This is a genomic window from Phenylobacterium sp. J367, from assembly GCF_024699985.1.
Classification (GTDB): Bacteria; Pseudomonadota; Alphaproteobacteria; order Caulobacterales; family Caulobacteraceae; genus Phenylobacterium.
Genome location: NZ_JAJONA010000001.1, coordinates 25,279 through 48,045, shown reverse-complemented (window position 1 = coordinate 48,045; position 22,767 = coordinate 25,279). Strand labels below are relative to the sequence as shown.

Here is a 22,767-nt window from a genome sequence, read left to right as displayed (position 1 = left end):
AGCGCGCCGCCTGCGCGCATCTGGGAGCGGTGTTTGATGGTGGACGACCTGACCCCGAACTCGCCTTGGCGGAAGCGGCGGCTCGCTCAGATCGACTCTCGCTACGAGCGTTTCCTGGCCGGTGGCTTCCCGGCCCCAGCCCTCGGCGAGGGGGAAACCCTTCAATGCCGCAACGAGCTGGATCGGACGAACTGGCTGGCGATGCTCGGCATGTGCGTCGAGGCGGAGGCGATCGGCCTGGGAGATGAGCCGATCCCGATAGGCTTCCGGGCGACCTCCAACCGCTCGTTCGTGGTGTCGTTTTCCGAGGCGTCGCTGATCCTTCGGGCGCTGCGGGCGTGGGCGGCGGTCGCACAGGCCAACTGGTGGCGGATGAAGGATCTGGTGCGGAGCGCCGAGACCCGGGCCGACCTCGACGCGATAGACCTTGATGCGGGGTGGCCATGAGTGAGATCGCCTTGGGATTCGGAGCCTACGAGCGCACCGGCAATCCGACGCTGGTGTGCAAGAACCTCTACGCCGAGAGCGTGCTGACGCCTTCGGGCTCGCGGCTGCAACTCCGCGCCCGGCCCGGTCTCGCCAGCTTCAAGACGGTGGGCTCCGGCCAGCTTCGCGGCATCGGCTTTCGGGACGGACTGTTCGACAACAGCGCCATCGTGGTCTCGGGGGCCGCCGTTTACACCCTGACGGCCGCCGGGGTCCTGACCGCGCTCACCGGAGCGGTGGCGGGCGATGACCTGGTGGATATCGCGTTCGGGCAGGACGCCGACCTCAACAGCGTGGCCTACATCGCCTCGGGCGGCGCGCTCTACAAGGTTCTGAACGGCCTCGTCACGCAGGACACCAGCTTTCCGGAGGCTGGGGCCTCGTCGGTGGATTTCATCGCCGGGAACTTCGTCGCCTCCGCGTCGGGCACGGACAAGTTCTATTACCTCGCCCCGGCGGCGGTTTCGTGGGAACCCCTCGACTTCCAGTCGGCGGAATATGCGCCTGACCCGCTGGTGGCGGTGCGGACCCGGGGCGATCAGCTCGCCATGCTGGGCTCCAGCACCTTCCAGGTGTTCGCGCTGAGCGGCGACGGCAACAACCCGTTCGCGCCCTATGGCGGGCTTGACGACGATTTCGGATGCCGGGCGCGGGCGACGGCGGTCAACTGCGTCGGGACGCTGATGTTCGTGGACAGCCGCTGCAACGTGCGGCGGTGGGATGGCGGGGTTCCGGGCATCGTCTCGGCCCCGGGCCTCGCCAAGCTGATCGCCGAGGCGGACAGCATGGATCTGGTCGCCTGGACCTTCACCATCCCGGGCCACCGGTTCTACGTCCTGCGCCTCTCGCAGTCCTCGACCTGGGTCTATGACCTCGACGGGGAAGGGGGAGCGCTGGACCACCTTCGAGAGCTACGGTTACGACTACTGGCGGGCCAACCTCGGCTGCAACATCGGCGACGTGGTTCTGGCGTGCGATGCGCTGGCCGCCACGGTCTATCGGCTGGACGAAGATCGGCGGACGGACGTCTCTGATCCGGTCATCACGCAGGGCTGCGCACTGATCGAGGCGGCGGAGGTTCCGCAGCCGATCGCCAGCCTGACGATGATCTGCGACCTCGGCGATGCGCCGCGCGACGGGGACGGCTCCGACCCGAAGATTCAGCTCCGCATCTCGCGCGACACCGGCAAGCTGTTCGGCGCCTGGAAAGAGCGCCCGATGGGGGCGACGGGCGAATACAAGACCTTCCCCCGGTTTAACGCGCTTGGCTCAGTCCCGGCGCACCAGATGGCGGTCGTTCAGTTCCGAGTGTCCGACCCCATCGGCCGGGTGTTCAAGCGGCTGGTGGCGAACGCGGCATGAGCATCCGTTCCGCGCGCCTGTTCCTTGATGGGGGCCTGCCCGCGCCGCTTCTCCTCGCCCAGTGGCGGGCCAAGGGCGCGGAGCGGGCGCTTCAGGCGCGCACCCCGCTGGTTTCCGCCGGCCTCGCCACCAACGAGTTCCGTTCCGTCTGGGCCGTCGCGTTCCCCGCCCGCCAGCCGCTTCCGAGCGGCCCGCTCGCCAACCGCGACGGGACCGGGACGGACCTGTTCTGGGAAGCCTTCACCTAAAGGTCTCTACGCATGGTTTTTCCTTGGGTCGCTGCCGCAGTCGCGGCCAGCGCGGTCGGCTCTGCGCTCATCAACCGCTCGGCGACGAACCGCGCCTCCGACGCGGCGGAGAGCGCTGCCAACGCGAACGCGCAGGTCAATCGGGAGATCTACAACCAGACGCGCTCCGACCTGTCGCCTTACCGCGATGTCGGGAGCGCGGCGGTCTCTCAACTCGGCACGCGCGTCCTTGGCCCGACTGCGGCGCCCGCAACGGGTGGCGGCCCGGCCACCGGCGGTGGCTCGACGGCTTCGCCCAGCGGGCCCGACTGGAACGCCTACCTCCAGGCGAACCCCGACGTCATGCGGGAGTTCCAGGAGGAGAGCGCCAAGGCTGACCCGAACAGCCCGGCCTTCCGCCAGCACGGCCTCCAAAGCCCGGAAACCTTCGCCCAGTGGCACTACCAGACCTATGGGCAGAACGAGGGGCGGCAACTCCCGCAGACCCAGTCCACGCCGGCACAGCCGACGACTCCGGCCGACCCGAACGCCCCGCCGCCGGCCCAGACCGGTGCCGGTGGGACCCCGACTGACCTCATGACGGCGACGCGCCCCGACGCGCAGCCTGCGCCGACGTTCGAGCGCCCGGGGACCCAGCCGCCGCCGGACTACACGCGCCCGGATCAAGGCGTTTCGCCGGAGTTTGTCAGGCCCGACCAAGGCGTTGCGCCCGAGTTCGTCCGCCCAGACCAGCCGGACTTCACGTTCGATCAATCGGCGCCGTCGTTCAGCTCCTACTTCGACCCGAACAACATCCAAGCCGACCCCGGCTATCAGTTCCGCCTCAAGGAGGGGATGCGGGGCGTCAACCAGGGCTACGGCGCGCGCGGCCTCCTGAAGTCGGGCGGGGCGCTCAAGGCGTTCAACAACTACGCCCAGGAAGCCGCCTCGCAGGAGTTCCAGGCCGCCTTCGACCGTGCGATGCGCCGATACTCGGCGGATCAGGCGCAGTTCAACACGGATCGCGGCTTCTCGCGCAACGTCTTCGAAAGCGACCGCAACAATCTGAACAACAACTTCGCGAGCGACCGCACCTATGGGCGGAACGTCTTCGAGAACGACCGGAACAATCTGAACGACAATTTCGAGTCCGACCGCGGGTATGGGCGCAGCGTCTTCGAAAGCGACCGGAACAACCTAAACAACAACTTCGAGTCTGACCGCTCCTACGGCACCAACCTGTGGGCCGACCAGCGCGACTTCGCGAACACCAACTTTAACCTCGACCGGAACTACGCAACGGACGCCTACCGCTGGGGCGTGAACCGCTCGGACAACGTGTTCGATACCGACCGCGGCTACCAGACCCAGCGCTACGACCAGCAGACCGCCGACATGTTCAACCTGACCAACATCGGCCAGAACGCGGCGGCCGGCACGGCGAGCGCGGGCAACGTCTATGCCCAGAACACGATCGCCAACAACAACAACCGGGCCAACACCACGGCGAACGCCGCCATCGCGAATGCGAACAACTTCACCAACGCGGCCGGTCAGGTCGCGCAGGCCGCCGGCATGTACTACGGCGGGAGGATGTACTGATGGACGGCATAAACTGGGGCGGGCTTCAGCAGCGCAACGTCTTCGCCGACTTCCCGGCGGGACAGGAGTTGGGGCGTGAGCGGGCGGAGGAAAACGCCCGGCGTCGGGCGGCGAACCTCTTCGCCACGGACCCCGCCGCCGCTGAGCAAGAGTTCCTGCGCATCGGGGACATGCGCTCGGCGGAAGCCGTGCGCAAGCGCCGCGAGGAGCGCGAGACCAAGGATCGCCAGGGCCTCGTGAACGTCGTCACCCAGACCAAGGGACCGGGCGTCGCGGCGCAGAAGGCGGCGCAGGTCGGGGAGTTCGACCTCGCCAAGAGCCTGATGGAGATGGACAAGGCCCAGCGGGCGCAGGTCGCCGAGATCACCGACACCGCCGCCGCGATCCTGTACGCCTACAAGGACGCAACGCCGGAGCAGATCGCCGCCGCCAAGCCGCGCATCGACGCTCAGCTCCAGGCGCGCGGTATCGACCCGGCGAAGTTCGACTACACGGCGCCGGGCGCGGTTCAGGGCCTGATCAATGAATCGCTGGGCGTGAAGGATCTGATCGCCCAGCTCGACCGCCAGCAGGACAACGCCCGCGCCGACGCCCAGTTCGAAGAGACGAAGCGGAGCAACCGAGCCCGCGAAAGCGTCGCCGCCGGCAACCTCGCCGAGCGCCGCGCCGCAGGGGCCAGGGCCACCGGCCGCGGTGCGTCCTCGCCGACCGCCAAACTTCCCCCCGGCTTCATTCTGGACTAGCGCCCATGTATCGCGAAGGCCAAACCGCCACGAACCCGAAGACCGGCCAGAAGCTCATCTACCGCGGTGGTCAGTGGGCGCCGGTCGGCAGGCTCACGCAGCAAGAGGAGATCCAGCTCAAGGAAGCGCGCGAGTCCGCCAACGTCTTCGCCGACATCACGGACCAGGCGACCCGCTTCCTTGAGCTGAACAAGAAGGCCTCGACCGGCCCCGTGTACGCGGTCCCGGGTGCGTCGGAAGTCATGGGCATCTTCCGTCCCGAGATCGCCCAGATGGACGCCCTGACGGCGCGCATGGCGCCTGCGCAGCGGGTTCCCGGCTCCGGCACCACCTCTGACCGCGACCTCGCCCTGTTCCTCAAGGCGATCCCCTCCACCTCGCGGATGGGCACGGCCAACCAGGGCATCGTCAAGGACATGCAGTCGCTGACGACCAAGCGGCAGCAGCGCGCCTACTTCCTCGACCGCTACGCCCAGGAGAGGGGCACGCTCAAGGGGGCCGAGGAGGCGTTCCAGACCTACTGGCGGCAGAAGCAAGCCTCGGAAAAGCGGCCCGCCCCGGGCCCGAAGACCGAAGGCGCTGGCTGGAAGATCGTCCCGTAATGCCCGTCTTCAAAGTCCAAGCGCCGGACGGCTCGATCATCAAGGTCGAGGCGCGGGACCAGGCGACCGCGATCCGAGGCGCGCAGGAACACTACGCGTCGCGCCCGAAGCCGAAGCGCACCTTCGCCGACAAAGCCAAGGTGTTCGGCGGCGGCGTGGCCGAGGGTGTCGCTGGCCTCGCCGATATGGTCATGACCGCGAACCCGTTCGCGAGCAGCCTCGCCATGTTCGAGGATGCCGCCATCGCCGCGGATGTCCTGAAGGGCAAGCTGCCGACGCGGGTGACGGGCAACCCGTTCTCCGGGTTCGCCGAGGCTGCGCAGCGTGGGGCGCCCAAGCCGCAGACCAAGGAAGAAGAGTACCTGCGGACCATCGGCCAGAATGTCCCGAACGCCTTGGCTCCTGGCGGAGCGGCCCAGCGCGCGGTGAACGTGTTCGCCCCCGCCATCGCGTCGGAAACGGCGGGTCAGGTGGCGCGTGAGGCTGGAGCCGGCCCCCGCGGCGAGACCGCTGCGCGTGTTGTCGGCGGGCTGGCCGGCAGCGCGGTTGCGAGCGTGCGCGTCCCGGCTCGCCGTGCGCCCCCGACGCCAGCGGAGACCTTCGCCACCCGCGCCAAGCCGGACGTTCCGGCGATGCGTCAGCGCGCGGAGGAGATGCGCGCGGCTGGCGTCGAGCCGACGCTGGTCGATGTGGCCGGCGAGCGCGGGCGCCGCATGATCCGCGCCGTTGGCGTGAAGGGCGAGGAGGCGGGCGAAGCCCTGACGGCCAATGCCTCTACGCGCTCGGCTGATGCCAAGCCCGCGTCGATGGCCGCCGCCCGGCGCCTGACGCCGGACCAGCGCTCGGCCAACCAATACGCCGACGACATGGAGCGAGTGCGCGGTCAGCAGGCGGCAGAGAACTACGGCCAGTTCGACGCTGACCAGATCGAGGTGCCGGATACGGTGCTCGACATGCTGTCGGACAGCGCTGGCCGCAGCATCATCGCCCGCGCCCGCGCCGACGCCATTGAAAACCAGGACTGGGGCCGCCAAGTCGAACTTGACCGGCTCCTGCAAATGCCCGACCGCGGCGGCGTTGGCCCGATCCCGCGCGTCTCGGCCGGAACGATTGACCGCCTCGTCATTGCCGCCCGGGAGCGGGGAGCCGCCTTCGCGCGGCGTGGCAACAACAACCGAGCCCGGGGCGCGCTCGCCCGGCGCGACCAGCTCGACCAGACGCTAGAGGGCGTCGAGGGCCTGCGCCCGGCCCGGGAGACCTATCGCAACCAATCGCGCGCCATCGAGGTCGCCCGCGGCGAGAACCGCCTGGACCCGCTCTCCACCGACCCTCGAGACTACGCCGCGTGGGTTCGGAGCCTTCCGCCTGAAGCGCAGGAAGCCAACCGCGTCGCCATCCGCCAGCAGATCCTGGACACGCTCGGAAAGCAACGCGAGAACAGCTTCGGCGCTCTGGATCAGCTCACCTCCTCGCAGTACGCCCGGCAGAACCTGAGCGCGGCGTTTGGGGACGGGGCGGATCGGTTCCTGAACGAGGTGGGCGCGCGGGTCGCTCAGGCCCGGAACGCCCAGTTCGTGCAGCCAAACGCGGGGTCGCGAACCGCCGTCCTCGCCAACGACGTCGGCAACCAGGCGCAGCAGACGGTTGGGGCGGTGCGTCAGGGCCTTTCGGGCGATGTGATCGGCCTTGCCGCGCGTGCGATCGACATGTGGCGGGGCCGCGGGTTGTCGGAGCAGCAGGCGCGGGAACTCGCCATGATGGCGGTCGATCCCAACCAGACCGACGCGGCCATTCAGGCGATTGCGGCCCGGCTGGCTCCCCGCGAGCGGCAGGAGTTCTTGTCGCTGCGGAACGCCATCGGCGTCGGCGCCATCGCAGGCGCTACGGCGAGTCGCCCAGCAGCAGCCGAAGAGCCGCGGCGGCGCTAAGTCCGCCGACCAACAGGAAGTTTCGCCAGTCGAACCAGATGCCCCGCTCATGCCGGGGGCGTCGGACAACCTTGAACTTGGCGTCGATCACGTTGGGGTCGCGCATCCCCTAACGCATACCACAGCCGCGCCTACAGCGCGCGCAAAATCCAGCATGTGAGGTCCGCCCTTGGCCGCATTCACGCGGACGCCGCTGCGCGTCACCGACTCCGCCAACGCCGTCATCTCGGGCGGCAAACTCCGGCTCTACGATGCCGGCACGACGAACCTGACGCCGGTCTTCTCCGACGCCGGCCTGACCACTCCGCTCACCAACCCGGTCGTCGCCGCCTCCAACGGCTGGCTTCCGATGATCTATGCCGCCGAGGGCACGGCGGTTGATGGGGCCTTCCTCGACGCCAGCAACAACGTGCTGTCCGGCCAGAGCTTCGAGGATTCGGTCTTTGTCGGCGACAACTCCGGCGACATCGAGCGCGACTTCGGCGCCAACGGGCGGTTCTCGGTCAACGCCGACACGGGCGGTATGCCGAACGTCGAGTTCGGCGATCCGACCGGCGATGACACCGGCGGGGAAGGGCGGATCGGCGGCTGGGCGGGGACCCAGGGCGACGCGCTGGAGCTGGACTTCGCAACGGTCAGCTCCACGGGCGCCCTGAAGGAGCGCGGCAAGAAGCTGACCGGCGTCGTTTACACCGAAGCGACCACCTTCTCCGCCGCCTCGCAGGTCGATATCCCGCTCACCGAGAATGTGGATGGCGTCCGGGCCTGGGACATCGACGTCTTCGACCTGTACCTCGGGGCCACGACCGGGAATGTTCGCGCGCTTCTCAGCTATGACGGCGGCCTGAGCTACAAGAGCGGCGCGTCGGACTATCAGGGGATCATCTACCACACCAATTTCACGGCGGCTGGTGGGGGTTCGCCGGACGCCTTCATCGACATCGGCGTTTCGCCCGAGACGGCGACCAACAAGCCCGGGATGCTTCGTCTCCGGATCATCACCCCTGACAGTGGGGCCTCCGCCACCCGGCTCGCCTGGACGCTCGACGCACTCTTGAACGGCGGGACCGCGCCGGAGACGCAGATGGGAAGCGCGTTCGGGCTGGGGGGTTACGGGCGAGCGACGCACGTCCGCCTGTATCTCGTCAGCTCGACCATCACGGGCGCGTACCGGGTGACGCCGCTTTACGGCTACGGCGAGTAGCCAGACCCGGCGGTGCACACGCAGGCGCGCCGCCGCCTCACTCCACCCTCCAGCGCGAGCGCTACCGAATGACTGAACGCCCCTCCGCGGCGAGCGCGCTCGCACGCGCCGACAGCGCACACCAGAAGATCGAAAGTCACGAGGAACTGTGCGCAGAGCGGTACCGGGCGATCAACGACACGTTGGGGGAACTGAAGTCAGGCGCGACCTGGCAGAACCGCTGGCTGCTGGGGCTCCTGATCGCCCTAGTAGGCTGGATGGGGGTTCAGCTCTGGAACGGGCGGAACGACGAAATCAAGGCTCCGGTCCATGCGTCCGCTGGTCGTTAGCCTCGGGTGGCCGTTTCCACCAGCGGCGCGGTCTCCTTGTCCCGGCCTTTAGGCCTGCAATCGCCTCTTCAACCGTCTGGCCGAGCCGCACGCGCCGTCGCAGGCCGGTTGCCCCGACACCATGCTGCCGCGCCAACTCGGCAAAACTGCCGGCGCGGGTCGCTGGACCGGCCCGCTTGTTGTTCGCCTGCTCCAGAATTGTCGCCCAGCGACAGTTCTCCGGGGTGTAGTCTCCCCAAGGATCGATCCGATCCAGCGACATCCCTGGGGGGCGCTCCCCCATATCCGCCAGAAAAGCGTCGAAGGACATCCACCGCTCGCACACCTTGGTGCCCCGCGCTCCGTAGAACCGAAATCCTCGGGAGGCTGGGTTCTGGCAGCGCGCCTTCATTGTGCACCAGATCGCATAGGTAGAGGACTTCCGCCGGCCTCTAATGTGGCCGTGTTTGCGGCGCGCATCACCTCGCGCGCAGCCGCAGCTCTTCAGGGTCCGGCGCTTATCGCGCAACTGCATCCCTGACACCACCACTGACCGCCCGCAGTCGCAGACGGCGGTGAACATTCGCACGGGGCGCGTCGTGCCCACAGCGTGTCCGGCGTCCGCCGTCACGGTGAGCCTCCCAAAGCGCCGACCAATCATTTCGACGGGGTTTGGCATGCCCAGAACAATAGCGGAACACGCTATCGCTGTCATCCGCGTAACACCGTGCGCGTTCCTCATGGTGACCTGCACAGCTCCGTTTGAGTACAGGTCTGTTCCGAGGAGCTTTCCGGCGCTCAAGCTGGATAGGTATGTGAGCCCGCCTGAACGGCGTCACGGCTGGTCGTCTTCGATCAAGAATTGCTATCCGGGCGTGCCGTGCCTCGGGCCGAATGGCGAGGTGGTGGCCTAGGCAGCAAAAAGGCGGCGCGCCGGGTGCCCGGCTCAAAGCGCCGCCTCGCTAAATCAAGGTGCTGCGCGCCCCGCGCTGCGGTCTACATGGCGGTCTCCAAGATTGACTCAGTTGAGCCAAGAAATGGAACCCCGATGATGCCACTGCCCCCGAGCATTCGCAACAACGATTAGTCCAAAAGCGAGTCGATCCGCCATGATGGACAACGCACTCCCGGCGGTCGCTCGGCTGCTCCAGCGTCGGTATCTCGACGCGCGCCGCGCCTACGTGGCCGACCCCGCCAACGGCCTGCGCCCTTGGCCGAAGCGCCCCACCAAACGCAAGCCCATCCCCGGCCTCTATGAGGCGCCGCAAGAGGTCGAAGGCTGATGCCCCAGCGCCCCCACACAGATGCGGAGCTGAACGAGGCTATCCGCCTCGTCGTCACCGAAGGCTCGATCATGGCCGCCGCCCGCAAGGCCGGCGTCAGCCGAACGACGATGCAGAACCGCATCAGGGTCGCGGAGGAGAGGGGGCTGACAAAGCGCCTGACCGTCGAGTCCACGCCGTCACGCTGGCGGCCCGGCGCTGAGATCGTCGCCGCCCGCAAGGCCGAGTTCGAGCGCCTGGACCGCTCCTTGCGCCACAACGGCAACGTCATCCATCTGCCCGACGACACGCCGTTCATGCTGGTCCCGCTGGGCGACGAACGCCTCGACAACTCCGGCACGGACCTGAACCTGTTCGAGCGCTGGATCGCCGTGCTGGACCGCTCCAAGCGGATCACCGGCTGGTCCATGGGCGACGTCCTGGACAACTGGGTGAAGCCGCTGGCCCACCTCTACGGCAACGCGGAGACCGCGGCGCCCGAGGGCTGGATACTCCTGCAACACTACCTCGATCAGATCGGCCCCGACCTCGACTGTTCCATCGGCGGCAACCACGACGCATGGTCAGGCCACTCCGATGTGCTGGCGATGCTCATGGAACAGCATGGCGTGCTGCACCGGAACAACTCGCTCCGCGTCCGCTACCGCTGCCCCTCCGGCCGGGAGATCACCGTTCACGGCCGCCACTCGTGGCCGGGCCGGTCGCAGTGGTCGGAAGTCCATGCGCTGAAGAAGGCGGCCCGCCTGGGCGTGCGAGATACGATCCTGCTGGGCGGCCACACCCACGTCTCGGGCGAGAGCGTCGAGCGCGACCCGGTGACCGGCAAGTACACGTTCGTCTATCAGCTCGCCTCGTTCAAAATCCACGACGACTACGCCGACACGCTGGGTCTGCTGGACCGGCACACATCCCCGGCGCTGGCCCTGGTCATCGACCCCCGCCGGCCGGACACCGACCCTGAGCTGGTGAAGCACTTCTACGAGCCGGAGGCGGGGGCCGACTACCTGGCCTTCCTGCGCCGGAAGAAGGCCGCCTAGCCCGTCATCACACGTCTATACGCGAGGACACATGAGAGCGCTCGCCACCGGCCTTGCGCGCCTGCTTCCGCTTGCCGGAGGCGTGGGCGTTTCCATGGCCTACCTGCACACCATCGTCGGAGCGGTCGCGGCTGTGGCCTCGGCCATCTACACCGTGTTCCTGGCTGCTGAGAGCGGGTTCAGGCTGTGGAAGGCGTGGGAGGCTCACAAGGAGGCCAAGCGTTCCCGTTCGCCGCGGACCCGGCAGGATGAATAGCTATCGCCGCCAGTAGTGCTGTTCCCGCGCCACGAAGCGGCCCGCGTCATCTCTCGCGTTCTGCGCTGACGGCCGGCGCTTGCCGAGGGGCCATGTAGCGGCCATTTCCGGGGGCCAGCCGCCGGAATTAATCCGATTGATGAGGACGCGCCCGGGAATGCCGTGGGCTTCCGCCACCGCTGACCACGCCACGCCATCCGGCGTCTTCCTCACGAAGCGGCGGTTTCTGGATTGTGTCTTCGCATCGGCCCACGCGCAGTTTTCCGGGGTGTAATTCCCGTCCACGTCGATGCGCTCAATGCTCAAGGTGTCTCCATAACCGTTCGCCAGCGCCCAATCGCGGAACGGTTCAAACTTGCTCCAAGCCGCACAGACGGTAATCCCGCGCCCTCCGTAGCTCGGGTAACGCGGGTTGCGCGGGTCCCCACACCTCCTACGCATATTCTGCCAGGCCCGGTAGATGCGCTGACCTGTCTGGCCGTGTGACCTCCGAAGGTCGCCCAGCCGCTTCCGGTTCGCGCAGCCGCAGCTAGCGGACCTTCCCGAGCGGAGATCTCCGCCGAGCACTGCTCTCTCGACGCCACACTCACAACGGCAGAGCCACAGCGCCGCGCCCCGGGGCTTGTTTCCGGCCTTCGCCAACACGACCCAGCGCCCAAATGAGCGCCCGGACAGATCAATCAGTCGGGGGTTCTTTGCCATGCGCAATTATACCACGACGGCGTAGGGGTAAAAGGGGAACGCTCGCGATATGCAAGTAAAAGGACCCGCTGCCAAAGTCGCCGCAATTCTCGCTGCGGCGGCGATTGCTGTCCCGGTGATCGCTCACTTCGAAGGTTACGAGCCGGTCGGCTACCGAGATCCTGCTCCCGGCGCGTTCGAGACTATCTGCTACGGTCACATGGAGCGCGGCGTTCTCGGCAAGCGCTACTCGCCAGAGAAGTGCGCCGAGCTATTGGCCGAAGACGCCGTTAAGCACGGCATAGATATAGCCGCCTGCCTGCCTGAGAAGCTTCCGAACAAGACCCGGGCCGCCTTCACCGCCACGGCCTACAACATCGGCGTGGGTGGGTTCTGTGGCTCGTCCATGGCCCGGAAGGCGAGGGCAGGGGACCTGCGCGGGGCCTGTGACGCCCTGATGCTCTGGACGAAGGCCGGCGGGAAGGAGCTTCGCGGCCTTGTCCGTCGCCGCGCCGCAGAACGTGAACTCTGCCTGCAAGGGGTGAGGGAAGGATGATCACCGCGGTCGTCATCGGTATCGGCTTCTGGCTGGCCTCGATCTGCGCCTTGATCGTGTTCGCTGTCGTGGCGGCTAAGAAGTGGCTGCGGGGGGAGTGGTGAGGGCGGCGTCGATGAACGCCTCCCAATCGATCCGAGCTCGCAGCCTTCCTCGCCCGGACGCATCCAGCATCGCCTCGGTAGGCTCGCGCATGGCCTCGATGGCGGCGCGGGCATCGCCCAGATAGGGCTCCTGATGCGACCGCGGAAGGCGCGACCAGGGCGTGCAGCCAGCGCCGTTGCGCTTCTCGTAGATGCGTCGGGCGACGGTCTGGATCATGTGCGGAGAGTCCCACTCTCCCATTGAATCTGCAAGGGAAATCGTTAATGTGGCAGAGGCTTCTAGCGCCGGTCGCGCCGTACCTGATCGGAGCCGCCCTGATCACGCTCGCCGGGCTCTGGCTCATGCTCGACCGCGCCAACGACCGGGCCGCGAAGGCCGAGGCGGCGGCCGAACTCGCGCGGGACGATGCCGCCATCAAGGGCGCGACGTCCGAAAGCCTCGACGCCTACGCCCGCTCCTCCCGAACCCTCGAAAAGCAAGCCCACGAGGCCCACGATGCCATCCGCAAGGACCCCGGCTCCCCTGACGTGTTCGAGCCTTCTTCTACTGTCTGCGCTGAGCTTGAGCGGATGCGAGGCTCACCGGCCTGCACTGAAGGTTGAGGTTCCCCAGATCTACCGGGAAGCCTGCGATGCGCCGACCGGCTCCCTCGCCACAGACGGAGACGCAGGACGCCTGATCGTGGACCTGGAGAAAGCCCGGATCGACTGCGACAAGCGAAGGGCGGGGCTCGTGGATATCCTCGATGCGCTTAACGAGGCTTCGGGGGAGAGGAAGAAGAGGTGGTCTCCATCCTCCCTCTACAGGGATAGTGGTGTGGTCAGACATCGGCGCGCTCCATCGCGGAGCGGTAGCGCCGATAGGCAAACACCACGCGTCGCATCTTCATCTCGTCGCGCGCGCACCGGCATCCGCCGTTGGTGTGCATCCCGATGGGCTTGATGATGATGCAGTGGCCGTCGCTGCATCCGCCAAGCTCGCGCAGGTAGGCGTCGAGTTCTGCAGCAGGCGTGGCAGGGATAGTGGTGTGGTCGGTCATTGGGGTGGTTCCGCATTTGAGAGGGCGGCGAGCACAGCGCGGGAACGCAGCTTCGCCTCGATGTGCTGCTCAGTGAGCACGATGGTTTCGCAATGGCCTTCGCGGATTGCGCCTTCGTCGTAGATGTCGAGAAGGTCCAGAGCCCACGCAAGGCAGCGGGCGGCTTCGTCCATGTCGGCGGCGGCCTTGCGCAGGAGCGTGGCCCTGGCCCTCCACCGTTTGATGTCGGGCTGGTTCTCACCCCATGCTGGATCGAGAGCCTTGGCGTTCCCTTCCAGGCGTAGGGCTTCGCTGATGAGGGCGGCACGGGCAGTCATGACAGCCCCTCCGGCGGGGGAGGAAGCGGCATCCAGTGCGTGGGCGATGGTTCGATGAACTCAGTGGTCTCATCGACCCAAAGCGGATCGTCTTCATCCGCGTAAGGCGGGTTGAAGCGGCCGACGCCGCGCCAGTGGCCGTTCCAAAGCAGGACCCAGGCGGTCTGATCCCTTGGCGCAGTCTCGATAGGCTGCCAGCCGCTCATCAATACCCCTCCGCGTTGTCGATAGCGGCTTTCGCGGCAAGGCTCGCATTCGCCAACCGCTCGACCGAGGACCCGCCGAGGTGTGCCCAGCTGAGCTCGCTTTCGGCCGCCTTCAGCGCTCCAAGCAGGCGCTCTGTTCTGGCGGTCAGCGCCAGAAGCGCATCGCGCTCTGACAGGTCGAGCGCGCCGCCAGCAACGGCGTAGCCGCGCACCTCTCGGATCAGGGCCGCTAGGTCATCCCCGTCGCGCCGCGATGCTGATGGTGAGCCCGGGGCCGCAGGAGCCGTAGGACACCCCGCCATCTTGCAGTACCCTGCCTGCGGAACAGCCTGACAGGCCTTGCAGTAGTAGGGGGCGGGCTTGCCGACTTCGAAGGCGCTCATCACTTTGCCTCCCGCAGCTTGAGGATGCACAGCGCTACGCCGTCACGGAAGCCGCGGTCGTAGTCATCCGTGGCGTAGGTCGGGATCGAGCGCAGAAGGCTGATCATCCACTCGCGGTCAACGCTGCCCCGCTCTTTCACCTCACCCGAGGCGGGGCTTCCGGGCTGAACGCGCTCCTCCGCTCCAGGAGGGTTCGCGGGGTGCGCTGGGTTCTGGATCATCTTGCATCCTCCGGCTCGCGCCGCGCCCGTTCAAAGGCGCAAGTTGCGCTGTGTTCCCGCTGCGTTCACGGGTTTTGCGCCGACTTCTGCGGACTTAGTCTCAGAAAAGCGCGAGCAAAATCAACGCCGTGAGGCAGCGAATGCTTAGTTGTGCCATAAGGTGTCATCGGCGTCAAGTCCAACTGTGGTAACAACTTTTCGCAACTCGATAGTCTCCGCTTGCGCCTACTTGCGCCGTACTGCGTCGAGAACACGCGCCAAATCCTCCGGCTGGTGCTTGGCGTATCGCTCGGTTGTGGACGCCACGGTCTGTCCCAGCGCCTTCCCGAGAAGCCAAATCGGCACGCCCTTCCGCGCGCCCCAGGTCGCGAAGGTGTGGCGCAGGACGTGGGGGCTGACGTCCTCCAGCCCTGCCTTCTCGGCGTGCGCGATGACCGCCTTCGCCACGCGATCGACCCCCTTGCCTGCCCAGCTCACCACAAAGTCCGACCGCCTGTGCTTGTGGGCGTGCATCAGCATCCGCCGTATCTGCGGGGTCATGGGCGTGACCGTCCGGCGCTTCCTGGTCAGCTTTCGGCCCGGCTTGTGGAAGTCGATCCGCCCGGCTTCGAAGTCCACCCGGTCCCACGTCAGGTCCAGGATCGCGCCGGTTCGGGCGCTGGTGTAGAGCGCCAGCCGGGTGAACAGCAGGACGTGGGCGTGCCGCTTGCCGCGGTGGCGCTTACGCATCTGGCGGAACAGCTTGGCGACCTCGGCCCGCGTCAGCCAGCGCTCGCGCGGCGGGGCGGGGCTCAGGGATAGCGCAGGCGGCGCGCGGTCGATCCGATTGAACTTCTCGGCTCGGCGAAGCGCGGCGGAGAGGACGGACAGGTCCCGGCGGATCGACTCCTCGCCCGCGCCGTCTTTGCGCCGGGCCTCCACGAAGGCTTGTTGCTTGGCGAGGGTGAGTTCAGAGACGAGGAGCGCGCCGAGGTAGGGGCGCAGATACCGGATGCCGAGTTCGGCGTTCGACGGTCGCATGGTGTTCTTGGCGTGGCTGTCCCAGTACCAGTCCAGCGCCTGCCCAACGGTCAGATCCGATAGGGGCTTGTCGGCGCGGACTAGGCGGAACGCCGCAAGGACTTGTTCTGCCGCGCCGCGATCTGCCGTGCGAGTTGAAGCGCGTCGCGAATGTCCGTCCTCGAACCACTGGATGTACCAGTTGGGCGAGTTTCCGATCTTGGTGAGGCTGTAGTCCGGCATTCGATCAGGTAGGTATCCAGGTCTTCGCGCCGGTACTTGACCAGCCGAGGGCTCACCTGGCTAGCCGGGATGGCGCCACAGGCCCGCAGGCGATCAAGCGTCGCCAGCGACACGCCGAGATAGCGGGACGCCTCCAGGCGCGAAAGGGTGGCGACCCCACTCATGTGCGGCCTCGATGGAGGCAAGGCGTCGCCGCGCGGGAGGCTGTAGGTCCCTCCCGCCGCATCGGTGGCGCCCGGTGTTCCGGGATACGGCAATCCTCCCTTCTCCGAAGGCAATGCGTCGGAGGTTGTCTCATCCTCCACCCCCATTCGTGCTGGGGGGCGGGGAGGAGGGGACGCGCGTGACGGGAAGGCCGGGCGCTGGCGGATAGCCGAAGTCGCGAGGCTCGGTGACAGGGACGCCTTCGGCCCCGCACCAGCCGCACTCGCCTTCGTGGTAGGTCGCAAGCTTCGGGATGCGCGAACCGCACTGTTCGCCGCAATCGCAGCAAATCCAAGCTGGGTAGGTCTCCACCATCTCAGCCCTCCCCACCTTCTCTCTGGGCGGTAAAGGCGGAGCGGGCGGCCCTGATCGCGGCGATCGTGCCTTCTCGGCTCCTGATGCTGGCCGCGTAACCGGCGTGGTCGGCCGCGACGCAGTAGTTCCAGCCCCGCTTCAGCCCGGCGAGATAGTTGCTGTCGCACAACGCCTCTTGGACCCCGACTTGGCCTCTCAGCCTTCCTATCTCTGCTTCTTGCTCCTTGAGGAGGGAGATCAGACGAAGGACGGTGGGCGGGTCGAAGGTGGCGATGTGGCGAAGATTCGCCATGACGTCTTCGCCGCGGCCAGCCCCCCAGGTCCGGGTGCCGGTCGTAGGGGTGGTTCGTCGGGCACAGCACGTTGCCGCTGTGTCCTTGCGTCCCGATCCGACGCCACGAACAGCCGTCCTGAACTTCCCAAGGCCCCGGAGTAGCCGCCCGAGCGATCTCCTCCAGCCTTTCCAGATCAAGGGGGCTAGTCATTGGGGGAGGCCTTGAGTTCATCTTGAGCAAAATTGCCGGCACTCGCTTCGCTCGGACTGCTGGCGCTGCCCTCCGCTGGAGGGGCGGCGGCTTCAACGCGCGTTGAAACCCACGCCTCCTGAGCGGCCTTGATGTAGTTCTTCGCCATCTGACGGAAGCTAATCGCCAAGGGGCCGTCAGCGTTGAACGAGACGTTTTGCCCGTCGGGCGACCAGTTCACATACGCGCAGAAGCGCTCCGCCCACGCATCGTCAGGCTCGGATAGAAACCCCGCAACGTTCCGCGAGGACAACTCCCGCAAATAGCCTTCGCAGTGCGGTGAGCAAGGATAGTCGAGCTGAGCGACCCGCGCCCGGAGACACTCCAATTCGTGCTTTTCCGCGATGTTCATGGGAGCCTCGCCCAGTGATCAATAATGGTGTCGGAGACGTCGGCGAACTCGCGGATGAGTTCGCGCTCGGCCCCGTCGAGCCGCTCAACAGAGACGATGACGTGAGCGCCACCGCCGCTCGCCGTCGGCTGCGTGAAGAGCCGGACGGCCGACCACGCGCCCCCTTCCGACTTGCAGAGCCCATCGGACTTGACCGGCTCTTGAGCCGGGCTACCGCCTATCTGGGCAACGGATGAACCACCTTCTCTCTGGGCGGTAAGGGCGGAGCGTTCCTTTGCCCAGTCAGGCAATTCAGCGTCACCGCGGCACGTCGGGCACAGGGCCTCGAACGCTGCGATGCTGCCTTCGCGATAGCGGTCCAGCGCGCGGCGAAGCCTCTCATTCTCTCCCTCTACCTCTGAGAGGCGGGAGGAGAGCGAGCGGACAAGCTTGGCGATGTCGCGGTCTAGTTGCGCGTCGTGGCTGTTGTAGGTGATGCCGCCGACCAAATCGGCGTGAACCTTCGGGCGAGCTTCAAGCCGCTCGACCAACTTCGCCACATCCACCTCTACGGGTTTGTTGGGGGTTGCTTCGCTCACGTCCGCTTCCTCCGGTTGTCTCGTGGGAAATCCCGAGCGCTCTCGAACCCTCGGCTCTGGAGGGGGCGCTTGGCCCGTGGGAACACGCCCAGGTGCTTCGCGCGGATGCGGTCGGCCTTGGCCTTGGCGCTCACGTCGGCCTTGGTCTTCTCGCGGTGGGCGTCTCGTAGGACCGGCTGCAGGTTGTCCTCAGCGTGACGGCCTCCGAGAATGAGCGGCACGCGGTGGTCAAGATCCCACGCGTCTCCCGGCATGATCTTACGGCCGGAGAGGGCGCAGACCCCGCCATGGCGCTCGAACACCCGCAAGCGAACCCGCGTGGGGATCGCGGCATCGTCGGTGGAGCCGACCCAGATTTCGACGGTACGGCTCAAGCGACCTTCCCCATTGCCCGCATGTCGGATTGCTGGGTGCGCCACGCGTCGATGACGGCCGACGCCGCGTCCCGGCGGTCGCGTTCGAGGTAGTAGGCCTCGGCGATCATGCGGAAGGTCTTGGTGGCGGCCTCGTATTCGTCGGAGGTGAGGGCGGTGGCCTCCCGCTCGCCCACGGTCTTGCCGTTGGCGGTGAGCTGAGCCTTCGCCAGAACCACCTTCAGCCGCTTCTCCGCGTACTCGTAGGCCGCGCGAGCCTTGGCGTGCGCCTGGTCGTGGAGGACGTCGAAGGCCTCCTGCACTTGGCGGTCGCTGATGAACATTATCGGGGTTGCGGGCGCTTGTTGGGCTGACCCCGCTCCTCTCCCGGTGGATTGCGTAGGGTGATGACGGTCCCCGGCCAGACGCGGAGGACGGCGCGGCAGCACTCGCGCAGCTCGCCCTCTCGCCAGATCGGGGCGGGGCGCATTAGACGCGGGTCTCCTCGACCACGTTGAAGCCGGGGATCTGGCGCTTGCCCTCGCGCACATCGACGTCGGCGAGGCGGCAGAGCAGACCCACGATGTCGTCGGGGCGCGTCTGGGCGTAGTGGAGGAGGGCGGCCTTCCGATCCACCAGCTCGGCCCGGTAGAACTTCCGCAGGCCGATGGCGCGGCCTTCGCCCTTCGCGTGGGCCTTGTCCTTGGCGAGCGCGTTGGCGGCGGCCTCGGCGGCTTCCGCATCGGCGACCAGGAGTTCGGCGGCTTCGGTGTCCTCCAGGTTGGAAGCGTCCCGCGCCCGCATGGCTTCGGCGGCGGCCCGCGCCTTCTCCTCGGCTTCCCGCCGGGCGGCTTCCTCGGCCTCGCGGCGCTCCCGCTCCAGCTTCTGGAGCCAGGGCGTCAGGGTCGCCTTCAGCGCCTCCAGTGCCTTCACGATGGCGCCCTTGGCGGTCTTTGTGTCGGCGATCAGAACCGCGTACTTCTCCTGCACCGCCGCCTTGCCCTCATCGAAGGGGCGGGCCTCTTCCTTGCGGGCCTCGTCCGCGGCCTTCTGGGCGGCGCGGAAGTCATCGATCAGCTTGGCGACCATATCGGCCTGCTTCTGGTTCTCGATGGACGAGCCGTCGCACCAGTTCTTGGCCTCAGTCATCAGGTCATCGACGTGGACCTTGATCGCGAGGAAGGGGTCTGGGGGGTTGTTGTGGCCCAGCGGGGCCGTTGCGCCGTCCGGCATGGTCAGCTCCTCAGAAGGGGATTTCGTCGTCGGCCAGGCCGAAGTCGTCGGCCGCCGGTTCTTCTTTCGGCGGTTCGGGCTCAGCGGGGAGGGTGGCGGCCAGCCGCTTCATCTCCGCGACCACGCGGGCATAGGCGGCGCGATCCAGCGCGGCCTCCCAGCCGGCCTTGTTCTTCTCCCAGCCATCCTTGAAGGTCGCCCGGTCGATGGCGCACGCCTTCAGGTGCGCGACGGCGCGCTCCTCCAGGCTCGGCGTGGGCTCTTCCTCGTGGGCGTGCAGATCGCCCTTGTGCCAGAGGTCCAGGGCGGCCCCGAAGCGCATGGCGGCATTGCGGAGCGCGTCGCCGATGACCTCCTTTTCGCGGGCGCCCGGGTCCATGTTCGGCTTCCCGGCGGCGTGGCCGTAGCCGAGCCGGGTCACGCCGCACACGGTCAGCTTGATCCAGAGACCCCCGGTCTGATCGAAGGCGGGGAGGCCGTCGCGGAACGCCACCGGCTCCCACGACCACAGCGGATCCACGTCCAGCAGCCGATCCGTCAGCGCGGCGTGGCCCACGTAGTCGAGATGGATGGTGTTCTTGTGGTGCCAGCCGCCGCAGATGTTGCAGTTGATGCCCTTGGATCGGTCCTTCTCGCGCTCCTCCTTCTGGGCCTTCGTCTCCTTCGGGAGCTTGCTGACCTGGTTGGGGGGGAACGGATCGCGGAGCTTGGCGAGCGGATCGAGCGAGACTTCGCTTTCCGGCTCCAGCTTTGCGACAGGCTTGTTCATTGGCAGACGCGAGCGGTCAGCTCGTCCTCAATGCATTGGGTGCAGGTGAGAAGGCCGTCGATCCGGCCCTCGGCGAGGCAGTGTTCGGGGACGCTCATCACCCCGTCGCAGAGGTCGCATTGGACCCGGTGCGCGACCGGAGCATATGGCTGGGCGGTCGGTGGGAGCGCGGCTTCGCGTCCCCGCACGACTGGCACGGGAGGAACCATTTCCTTCATGCCACCCTCCTGATCCCAGCCCGGATAGCCCTTAGCTCTCTCCTGAGAGCCGGGGCTTCATCCTGAAGGCGGGTAAGAGCAGCCAGGGCCTGTTCAATCCCACCGGCTGTCGTGAAGCCTCCGCTCAGTGTGGAAGCGACAGACCTCATATCCGCCTGCATGGCGTCGAAGAGGGTGGAGGCGTTGGGGGTGATGGGGAGGCGGGTCACTTGGTGGTCACCGCGACCTTGACGCCCTCAACTGCCTGGGCGAGTGAGACCTTCACCGCGCCGGCGAGACCGCTCGCGATGCTGGAGTTGAGGTTTCCGATCGCATCCTTAAGGGCGACCGAGATTTCGTACTGGATGTGTTTGTCGACCTCGTAGGCGATCCGCGTGGTGTTGGGCCGCCAGTTGTACGAGTCCTGCGATTTGGCCTTGCCGTCGTAGCTGACGGGCTCCTCGATGTAGGCTTGGGCGCGCTCGATCACCATTTCGCGGAACGTCAGCGTTTTGCCGACCTTCTCGCCCCAGCGGTTGGTCTCTTCAAAGACGAGCTTCTCGATCTCCGAGGAGAAGTAGGGCTCCACGTGCTTGGCGATGGCCGCGTCGATAAGCGGCGTGATCGCTTCGTCGATGTGGGCCTTGATCTTGCGGTCTACTGCCGACAGGGCTTCCTCAGCGTAGTCGGCCGTGTCAGCGCCCAGCACCTCGGCGCAGAGCTTGTCGGCGGCGCGCTCGATGACGAGCGTGCGGAGTTCGTCGGCCGTGAAGCCGAGGTCGGTGACATTCATCAGGATCTCTCCCTGTGCAGAAGGCTTTGAGGAAGGGGTTCATCCCGGGGCTGTTGAGACACCGGTGCGCCCTCGGGTGCCGTTGCCCCTCGGGTCTCCAAGGTTCGTGAGATCTCCCGCGTGGGCTCCCAGCAGCGGTTATGCTCGCTCCAGGTCGGCAGGATCGCCGTGCCCATTTCCCAGCTCCGAGGGCTGGGCACGAGCGGCAGCGCCGGCCCGGTCAAGCAACGGCACGCGTTGTACTCGGCGACCCAACCGCAGCGTGGACAGGCGGCGTAGGGGTCCCACTGGCGGTAAGGATCGGTCAGGGGCGAATACGTCATGCTGCCAGGTCCTGTCCGTTGATGTGGCAGAGGAAGTCGCAAGCGGGTGCGACCGGGTTGAGCGTCGGCCAGTCGGCGGGGATGTCGTCGATGAACCCGCGGATGTTGTGGACTCGCCCGTCTGGAAGCGTCTCGCGGTCCATGATGACCAACCGGACGTTCAGCTCGCGTGCGAGCGCCGCGGTCTTCGCGAAGCGATCCGGGAAGACTTTGCGGAACAGCGCCCAGTAGTCGGGACTGGTCGCCTTCACGCAGCCGGTCTGTAGGCAGTTAGCGTTCGGGAAACCCATCGCGTACGTGCGCGGCGGCTCAATACCGGTGTCCTGCATCATCGCCAGGCAGTTCGCCTTGGTGATCTCTCGCTCGATCAGCGGCGCGCGGGCGATAAGGTCGGGGTAGTTCTTCTGGAAAGCCTCGAAGCGCGCGACGTCCAGCTTGTCCCAGGTGTAGCCGAAGACATGCACGTCGCCCGGCTGCTGGAAGGCGAGCCTCGGCGTAACCTTCTGCTCCATGGTGCACGGCGCACCGGCTATGCCACTCATGTACCGCCGCTTGGTCCAAACGGCGTAGTTGTCCTCGAACTCCGGGTTCTTAAGGATTAGGATTTCGCGGTTGAACCAGCGCGCACACTCTGCCCGAAACCGTGCGTTATCTTCGTCCTCGGAGCCCGTGTCGCACTTAACGATCAGGGCTTCGGGTTCCTCCCTGAGGAGGTACTTGCAAGCAATGGCGCTGGCGATGCCATCCGAGTACCAGCCGATATGCCTGGTCATCCGTGCGCGTCCTCTTGCTGGCGAACCCAGGCCGCCTCGTCTTCGTCGGCGAAGAGTTCGTCCACGCGCGCCCATGCCGCCGCATTGCGCGCTGCCCACCCCGGGCCGCCGCCCGTCAGGCACTCGTATTCGTGGCGGAGCGCGCGTAGGTCAGCGAGTGCTTCCTTGAACTCAAGGAATTCCTCTCCTGCCGCAGAAGGCTCGGCGTCGCCGCGCGAACGGGCTACGGCACCGTTCGCTTCTGGGCTGGCTCCGGGATGAACCATCTCTATTTCTCCTCAGAGGATTTGGAGAGGGCGGGGGGAGAGGCTTTGGCGATGGCGGCTCGAGACAGGCGTTCCGGCCCAGCCTCGTTGATCATGGTCGCGAGGATCGCGGCGCGCGCCTTGCTCAGCCCGCAGTCGAGAAGATGTCCGTCCGACAGCAGGACCATCCAGACGGTCGCGTTACCTTGCTCCGAGTTGATCTCTCGCCGGCAGACCAGCGCCATGTCGCTCGAAAGCTCAGCCCATGTATGCTTGACCTCTTCCATCAAGCTCTCTCCCTCTCGATCAAGGCCTCGATC

The 22,767-nt window shown here is 66.9% G+C and carries 32 protein-coding genes; 14 read left to right on the top strand and 18 right to left on the bottom strand.

Features of this window, described 5'->3' with window-relative positions:
• Window positions 1–36: 36 nt before the first annotated feature.
• From LRS04_RS00375 to LRS04_RS00320, 12 genes are all read left to right on the top strand, one after another.
• Complete coding sequence (locus LRS04_RS00375) at window positions 37–447, top strand: hypothetical protein (protein WP_257814676.1); 411 nt, start codon at window positions 37–39, stop codon at window positions 445–447.
• Complete coding sequence (locus LRS04_RS00370) at window positions 444–1,520, top strand: hypothetical protein (RefSeq protein WP_257814674.1); 1,077 nt, start codon at window positions 444–446, stop codon at window positions 1,518–1,520. The genes LRS04_RS00375 and LRS04_RS00370 overlap by 4 nt, the downstream gene beginning before the upstream one ends.
• 324 nt (window positions 1,521–1,844) lie before the next feature.
• Entirely contained in the window at window positions 1,845–2,096 is a 252-nt protein-coding gene (locus tag LRS04_RS00365) for a hypothetical protein (RefSeq protein WP_257814602.1), read from the top strand.
• Between the two features lie 12 nt (window positions 2,097–2,108).
• Entirely contained in the window at window positions 2,109–3,677 is a 1,569-nt protein-coding gene (locus tag LRS04_RS00360) for a hypothetical protein (RefSeq protein ID WP_257814673.1), read from the top strand.
• The gene (locus LRS04_RS00355; RefSeq protein ID WP_257814672.1) at window positions 3,677–4,420 is read left to right on the top strand and encodes a hypothetical protein; all 744 of its coding nucleotides are present in this window, start codon (window positions 3,677–3,679) and stop codon (window positions 4,418–4,420) included. The genes LRS04_RS00360 and LRS04_RS00355 overlap by 1 nt, the downstream gene beginning before the upstream one ends.
• A gap of 5 nt (window positions 4,421–4,425) precedes the next feature.
• Window positions 4,426–5,022 carry a hypothetical protein gene (locus LRS04_RS00350; protein WP_257814671.1) on the top strand — a complete coding sequence of 199 codons (597 nt, stop codon included), beginning with the start codon at window positions 4,426–4,428 and terminating at the stop codon, window positions 5,020–5,022.
• Window positions 5,023–5,162: 140 nt separating this feature from the next.
• Window positions 5,163–6,950 (top strand): hypothetical protein, encoded by a 1,788-nt coding sequence (locus LRS04_RS00345; protein WP_257814670.1) that lies wholly within the window; start codon window positions 5,163–5,165, stop codon window positions 6,948–6,950.
• Window positions 6,951–7,119: 169 nt separating this feature from the next.
• Window positions 7,120–8,154 carry a hypothetical protein gene (locus LRS04_RS00340; protein WP_257814669.1) on the top strand — a complete coding sequence of 345 codons (1,035 nt, stop codon included), beginning with the start codon at window positions 7,120–7,122 and terminating at the stop codon, window positions 8,152–8,154.
• Window positions 8,155–8,222: 68 nt separating this feature from the next.
• On the top strand, window positions 8,223–8,483 hold the full coding sequence (locus LRS04_RS00335) for a hypothetical protein (protein WP_257814668.1): 261 nt from the start codon (window positions 8,223–8,225) through the stop codon (window positions 8,481–8,483).
• Window positions 8,484–9,574: 1,091 nt separating this feature from the next.
• Window positions 9,575–9,745, top strand: a complete 171-nt coding sequence (locus tag LRS04_RS00330; protein ID WP_257814667.1) for a hypothetical protein — start codon at window positions 9,575–9,577, stop codon at window positions 9,743–9,745.
• Entirely contained in the window at window positions 9,745–10,782 is a 1,038-nt protein-coding gene (locus LRS04_RS00325; protein ID WP_257814666.1) for a helix-turn-helix domain-containing protein, read from the top strand. Before LRS04_RS00330 ends, LRS04_RS00325 begins: the two co-directional genes overlap by 1 nt.
• 31 nt (window positions 10,783–10,813) lie before the next feature.
• Entirely contained in the window at window positions 10,814–11,038 is a 225-nt protein-coding gene (locus LRS04_RS00320; RefSeq protein ID WP_257814665.1) for a hypothetical protein, read from the top strand.
• Here LRS04_RS00320 and LRS04_RS00315 read toward each other — a convergent pair whose 3' ends face one another.
• Window positions 11,039–11,344, bottom strand: coding sequence for a hypothetical protein (locus LRS04_RS00315; RefSeq protein ID WP_257814664.1), 306 nt, complete (start codon window positions 11,342–11,344; stop codon window positions 11,039–11,041).
• Between the two features lie 445 nt (window positions 11,345–11,789).
• On the opposite strand from LRS04_RS00315, the gene LRS04_RS00310 reads away from it, so the two are divergent.
• Entirely contained in the window at window positions 11,790–12,275 is a 486-nt protein-coding gene (locus LRS04_RS00310; protein WP_257814663.1) for a lysozyme, read from the top strand.
• 75 nt (window positions 12,276–12,350) lie between these two features.
• Here LRS04_RS00310 and LRS04_RS00305 read toward each other — a convergent pair whose 3' ends face one another.
• Window positions 12,351–12,596: a hypothetical protein gene (locus LRS04_RS00305; protein WP_257814661.1), complete on the bottom strand. Its 246-nt coding sequence runs from the start codon at window positions 12,594–12,596 to the stop codon at window positions 12,351–12,353.
• A 23-nt stretch (window positions 12,597–12,619) separates the two neighbouring features.
• Here LRS04_RS00305 and LRS04_RS00300 point away from each other — a divergent pair, with 23 nt between their 5' ends.
• Window positions 12,620–12,982: a hypothetical protein gene (locus tag LRS04_RS00300; RefSeq protein WP_257814660.1), complete on the top strand. Its 363-nt coding sequence runs from the start codon at window positions 12,620–12,622 to the stop codon at window positions 12,980–12,982.
• Window positions 12,983–13,200: 218 nt separating this feature from the next.
• On the opposite strand, the gene LRS04_RS00295 is transcribed toward LRS04_RS00300, so the two are convergent.
• From LRS04_RS00295 to LRS04_RS00220, 16 genes are all read right to left on the bottom strand, one after another.
• The gene (locus tag LRS04_RS00295; protein WP_257814659.1) at window positions 13,201–13,419 is read right to left on the bottom strand and encodes a hypothetical protein; all 219 of its coding nucleotides are present in this window, start codon (window positions 13,417–13,419) and stop codon (window positions 13,201–13,203) included.
• Complete coding sequence (locus tag LRS04_RS00290; RefSeq protein WP_257814658.1) at window positions 13,416–13,736, bottom strand: hypothetical protein; 321 nt, start codon at window positions 13,734–13,736, stop codon at window positions 13,416–13,418. The genes LRS04_RS00295 and LRS04_RS00290 overlap by 4 nt, the downstream gene beginning before the upstream one ends.
• The gene (locus LRS04_RS00285) at window positions 13,733–13,942 is read right to left on the bottom strand and encodes a DUF551 domain-containing protein (RefSeq protein WP_257814657.1); all 210 of its coding nucleotides are present in this window, start codon (window positions 13,940–13,942) and stop codon (window positions 13,733–13,735) included. Before LRS04_RS00285 ends, LRS04_RS00290 begins: the two co-directional genes overlap by 4 nt.
• The gene (locus tag LRS04_RS00280) at window positions 13,942–14,325 is read right to left on the bottom strand and encodes a hypothetical protein (protein WP_257814656.1); all 384 of its coding nucleotides are present in this window, start codon (window positions 14,323–14,325) and stop codon (window positions 13,942–13,944) included. Before LRS04_RS00280 ends, LRS04_RS00285 begins: the two co-directional genes overlap by 1 nt.
• Window positions 14,326–14,771: 446 nt before the next feature.
• Window positions 14,772–15,788: a site-specific integrase gene (locus tag LRS04_RS00275; protein ID WP_257814655.1), complete on the bottom strand. Its 1,017-nt coding sequence runs from the start codon at window positions 15,786–15,788 to the stop codon at window positions 14,772–14,774.
• A 520-nt stretch (window positions 15,789–16,308) separates the two neighbouring features.
• On the bottom strand, window positions 16,309–16,599 hold the full coding sequence (locus LRS04_RS00270) for a hypothetical protein (protein WP_257814654.1): 291 nt from the start codon (window positions 16,597–16,599) through the stop codon (window positions 16,309–16,311).
• A gap of 185 nt (window positions 16,600–16,784) precedes the next feature.
• Window positions 16,785–17,183, bottom strand: a complete 399-nt coding sequence (locus LRS04_RS00265) for a hypothetical protein (RefSeq protein ID WP_257814653.1) — start codon at window positions 17,181–17,183, stop codon at window positions 16,785–16,787.
• Window positions 17,180–17,761: a hypothetical protein gene (locus LRS04_RS00260; RefSeq protein ID WP_257814652.1), complete on the bottom strand. Its 582-nt coding sequence runs from the start codon at window positions 17,759–17,761 to the stop codon at window positions 17,180–17,182. Before LRS04_RS00260 ends, LRS04_RS00265 begins: the two co-directional genes overlap by 4 nt.
• Complete coding sequence (locus LRS04_RS00255) at window positions 17,758–18,135, bottom strand: HNH endonuclease (protein ID WP_257814651.1); 378 nt, start codon at window positions 18,133–18,135, stop codon at window positions 17,758–17,760. The genes LRS04_RS00260 and LRS04_RS00255 overlap by 4 nt, the downstream gene beginning before the upstream one ends.
• Window positions 18,132–18,458, bottom strand: coding sequence for a hypothetical protein (locus tag LRS04_RS00250; protein WP_257814650.1), 327 nt, complete (start codon window positions 18,456–18,458; stop codon window positions 18,132–18,134). Before LRS04_RS00250 ends, LRS04_RS00255 begins: the two co-directional genes overlap by 4 nt.
• Window positions 18,459–18,603: 145 nt before the next feature.
• Window positions 18,604–19,347: a hypothetical protein gene (locus LRS04_RS00245; RefSeq protein ID WP_257814649.1), complete on the bottom strand. Its 744-nt coding sequence runs from the start codon at window positions 19,345–19,347 to the stop codon at window positions 18,604–18,606.
• Window positions 19,348–19,357: 10 nt separating this feature from the next.
• A complete protein-coding gene (locus LRS04_RS00240) occupies window positions 19,358–20,116 on the bottom strand; it encodes a hypothetical protein (RefSeq protein WP_257814648.1) in 759 nt (252 codons plus the stop codon).
• A gap of 423 nt (window positions 20,117–20,539) precedes the next feature.
• Window positions 20,540–21,106 carry a hypothetical protein gene (locus LRS04_RS00235; RefSeq protein WP_257814647.1) on the bottom strand — a complete coding sequence of 189 codons (567 nt, stop codon included), beginning with the start codon at window positions 21,104–21,106 and terminating at the stop codon, window positions 20,540–20,542.
• Between the two features lie 319 nt (window positions 21,107–21,425).
• Window positions 21,426–22,202, bottom strand: a complete 777-nt coding sequence (locus LRS04_RS00230) for a hypothetical protein (protein WP_257814646.1) — start codon at window positions 22,200–22,202, stop codon at window positions 21,426–21,428.
• Window positions 22,199–22,468, bottom strand: coding sequence for a hypothetical protein (locus tag LRS04_RS00225; protein WP_257814645.1), 270 nt, complete (start codon window positions 22,466–22,468; stop codon window positions 22,199–22,201). The genes LRS04_RS00230 and LRS04_RS00225 overlap by 4 nt, the downstream gene beginning before the upstream one ends.
• 2 nt (window positions 22,469–22,470) lie before the next feature.
• On the bottom strand, window positions 22,471–22,734 hold the full coding sequence (locus LRS04_RS00220) for a hypothetical protein (protein WP_257814644.1): 264 nt from the start codon (window positions 22,732–22,734) through the stop codon (window positions 22,471–22,473).
• Window positions 22,735–22,767: the final 33 nt, after the last annotated feature.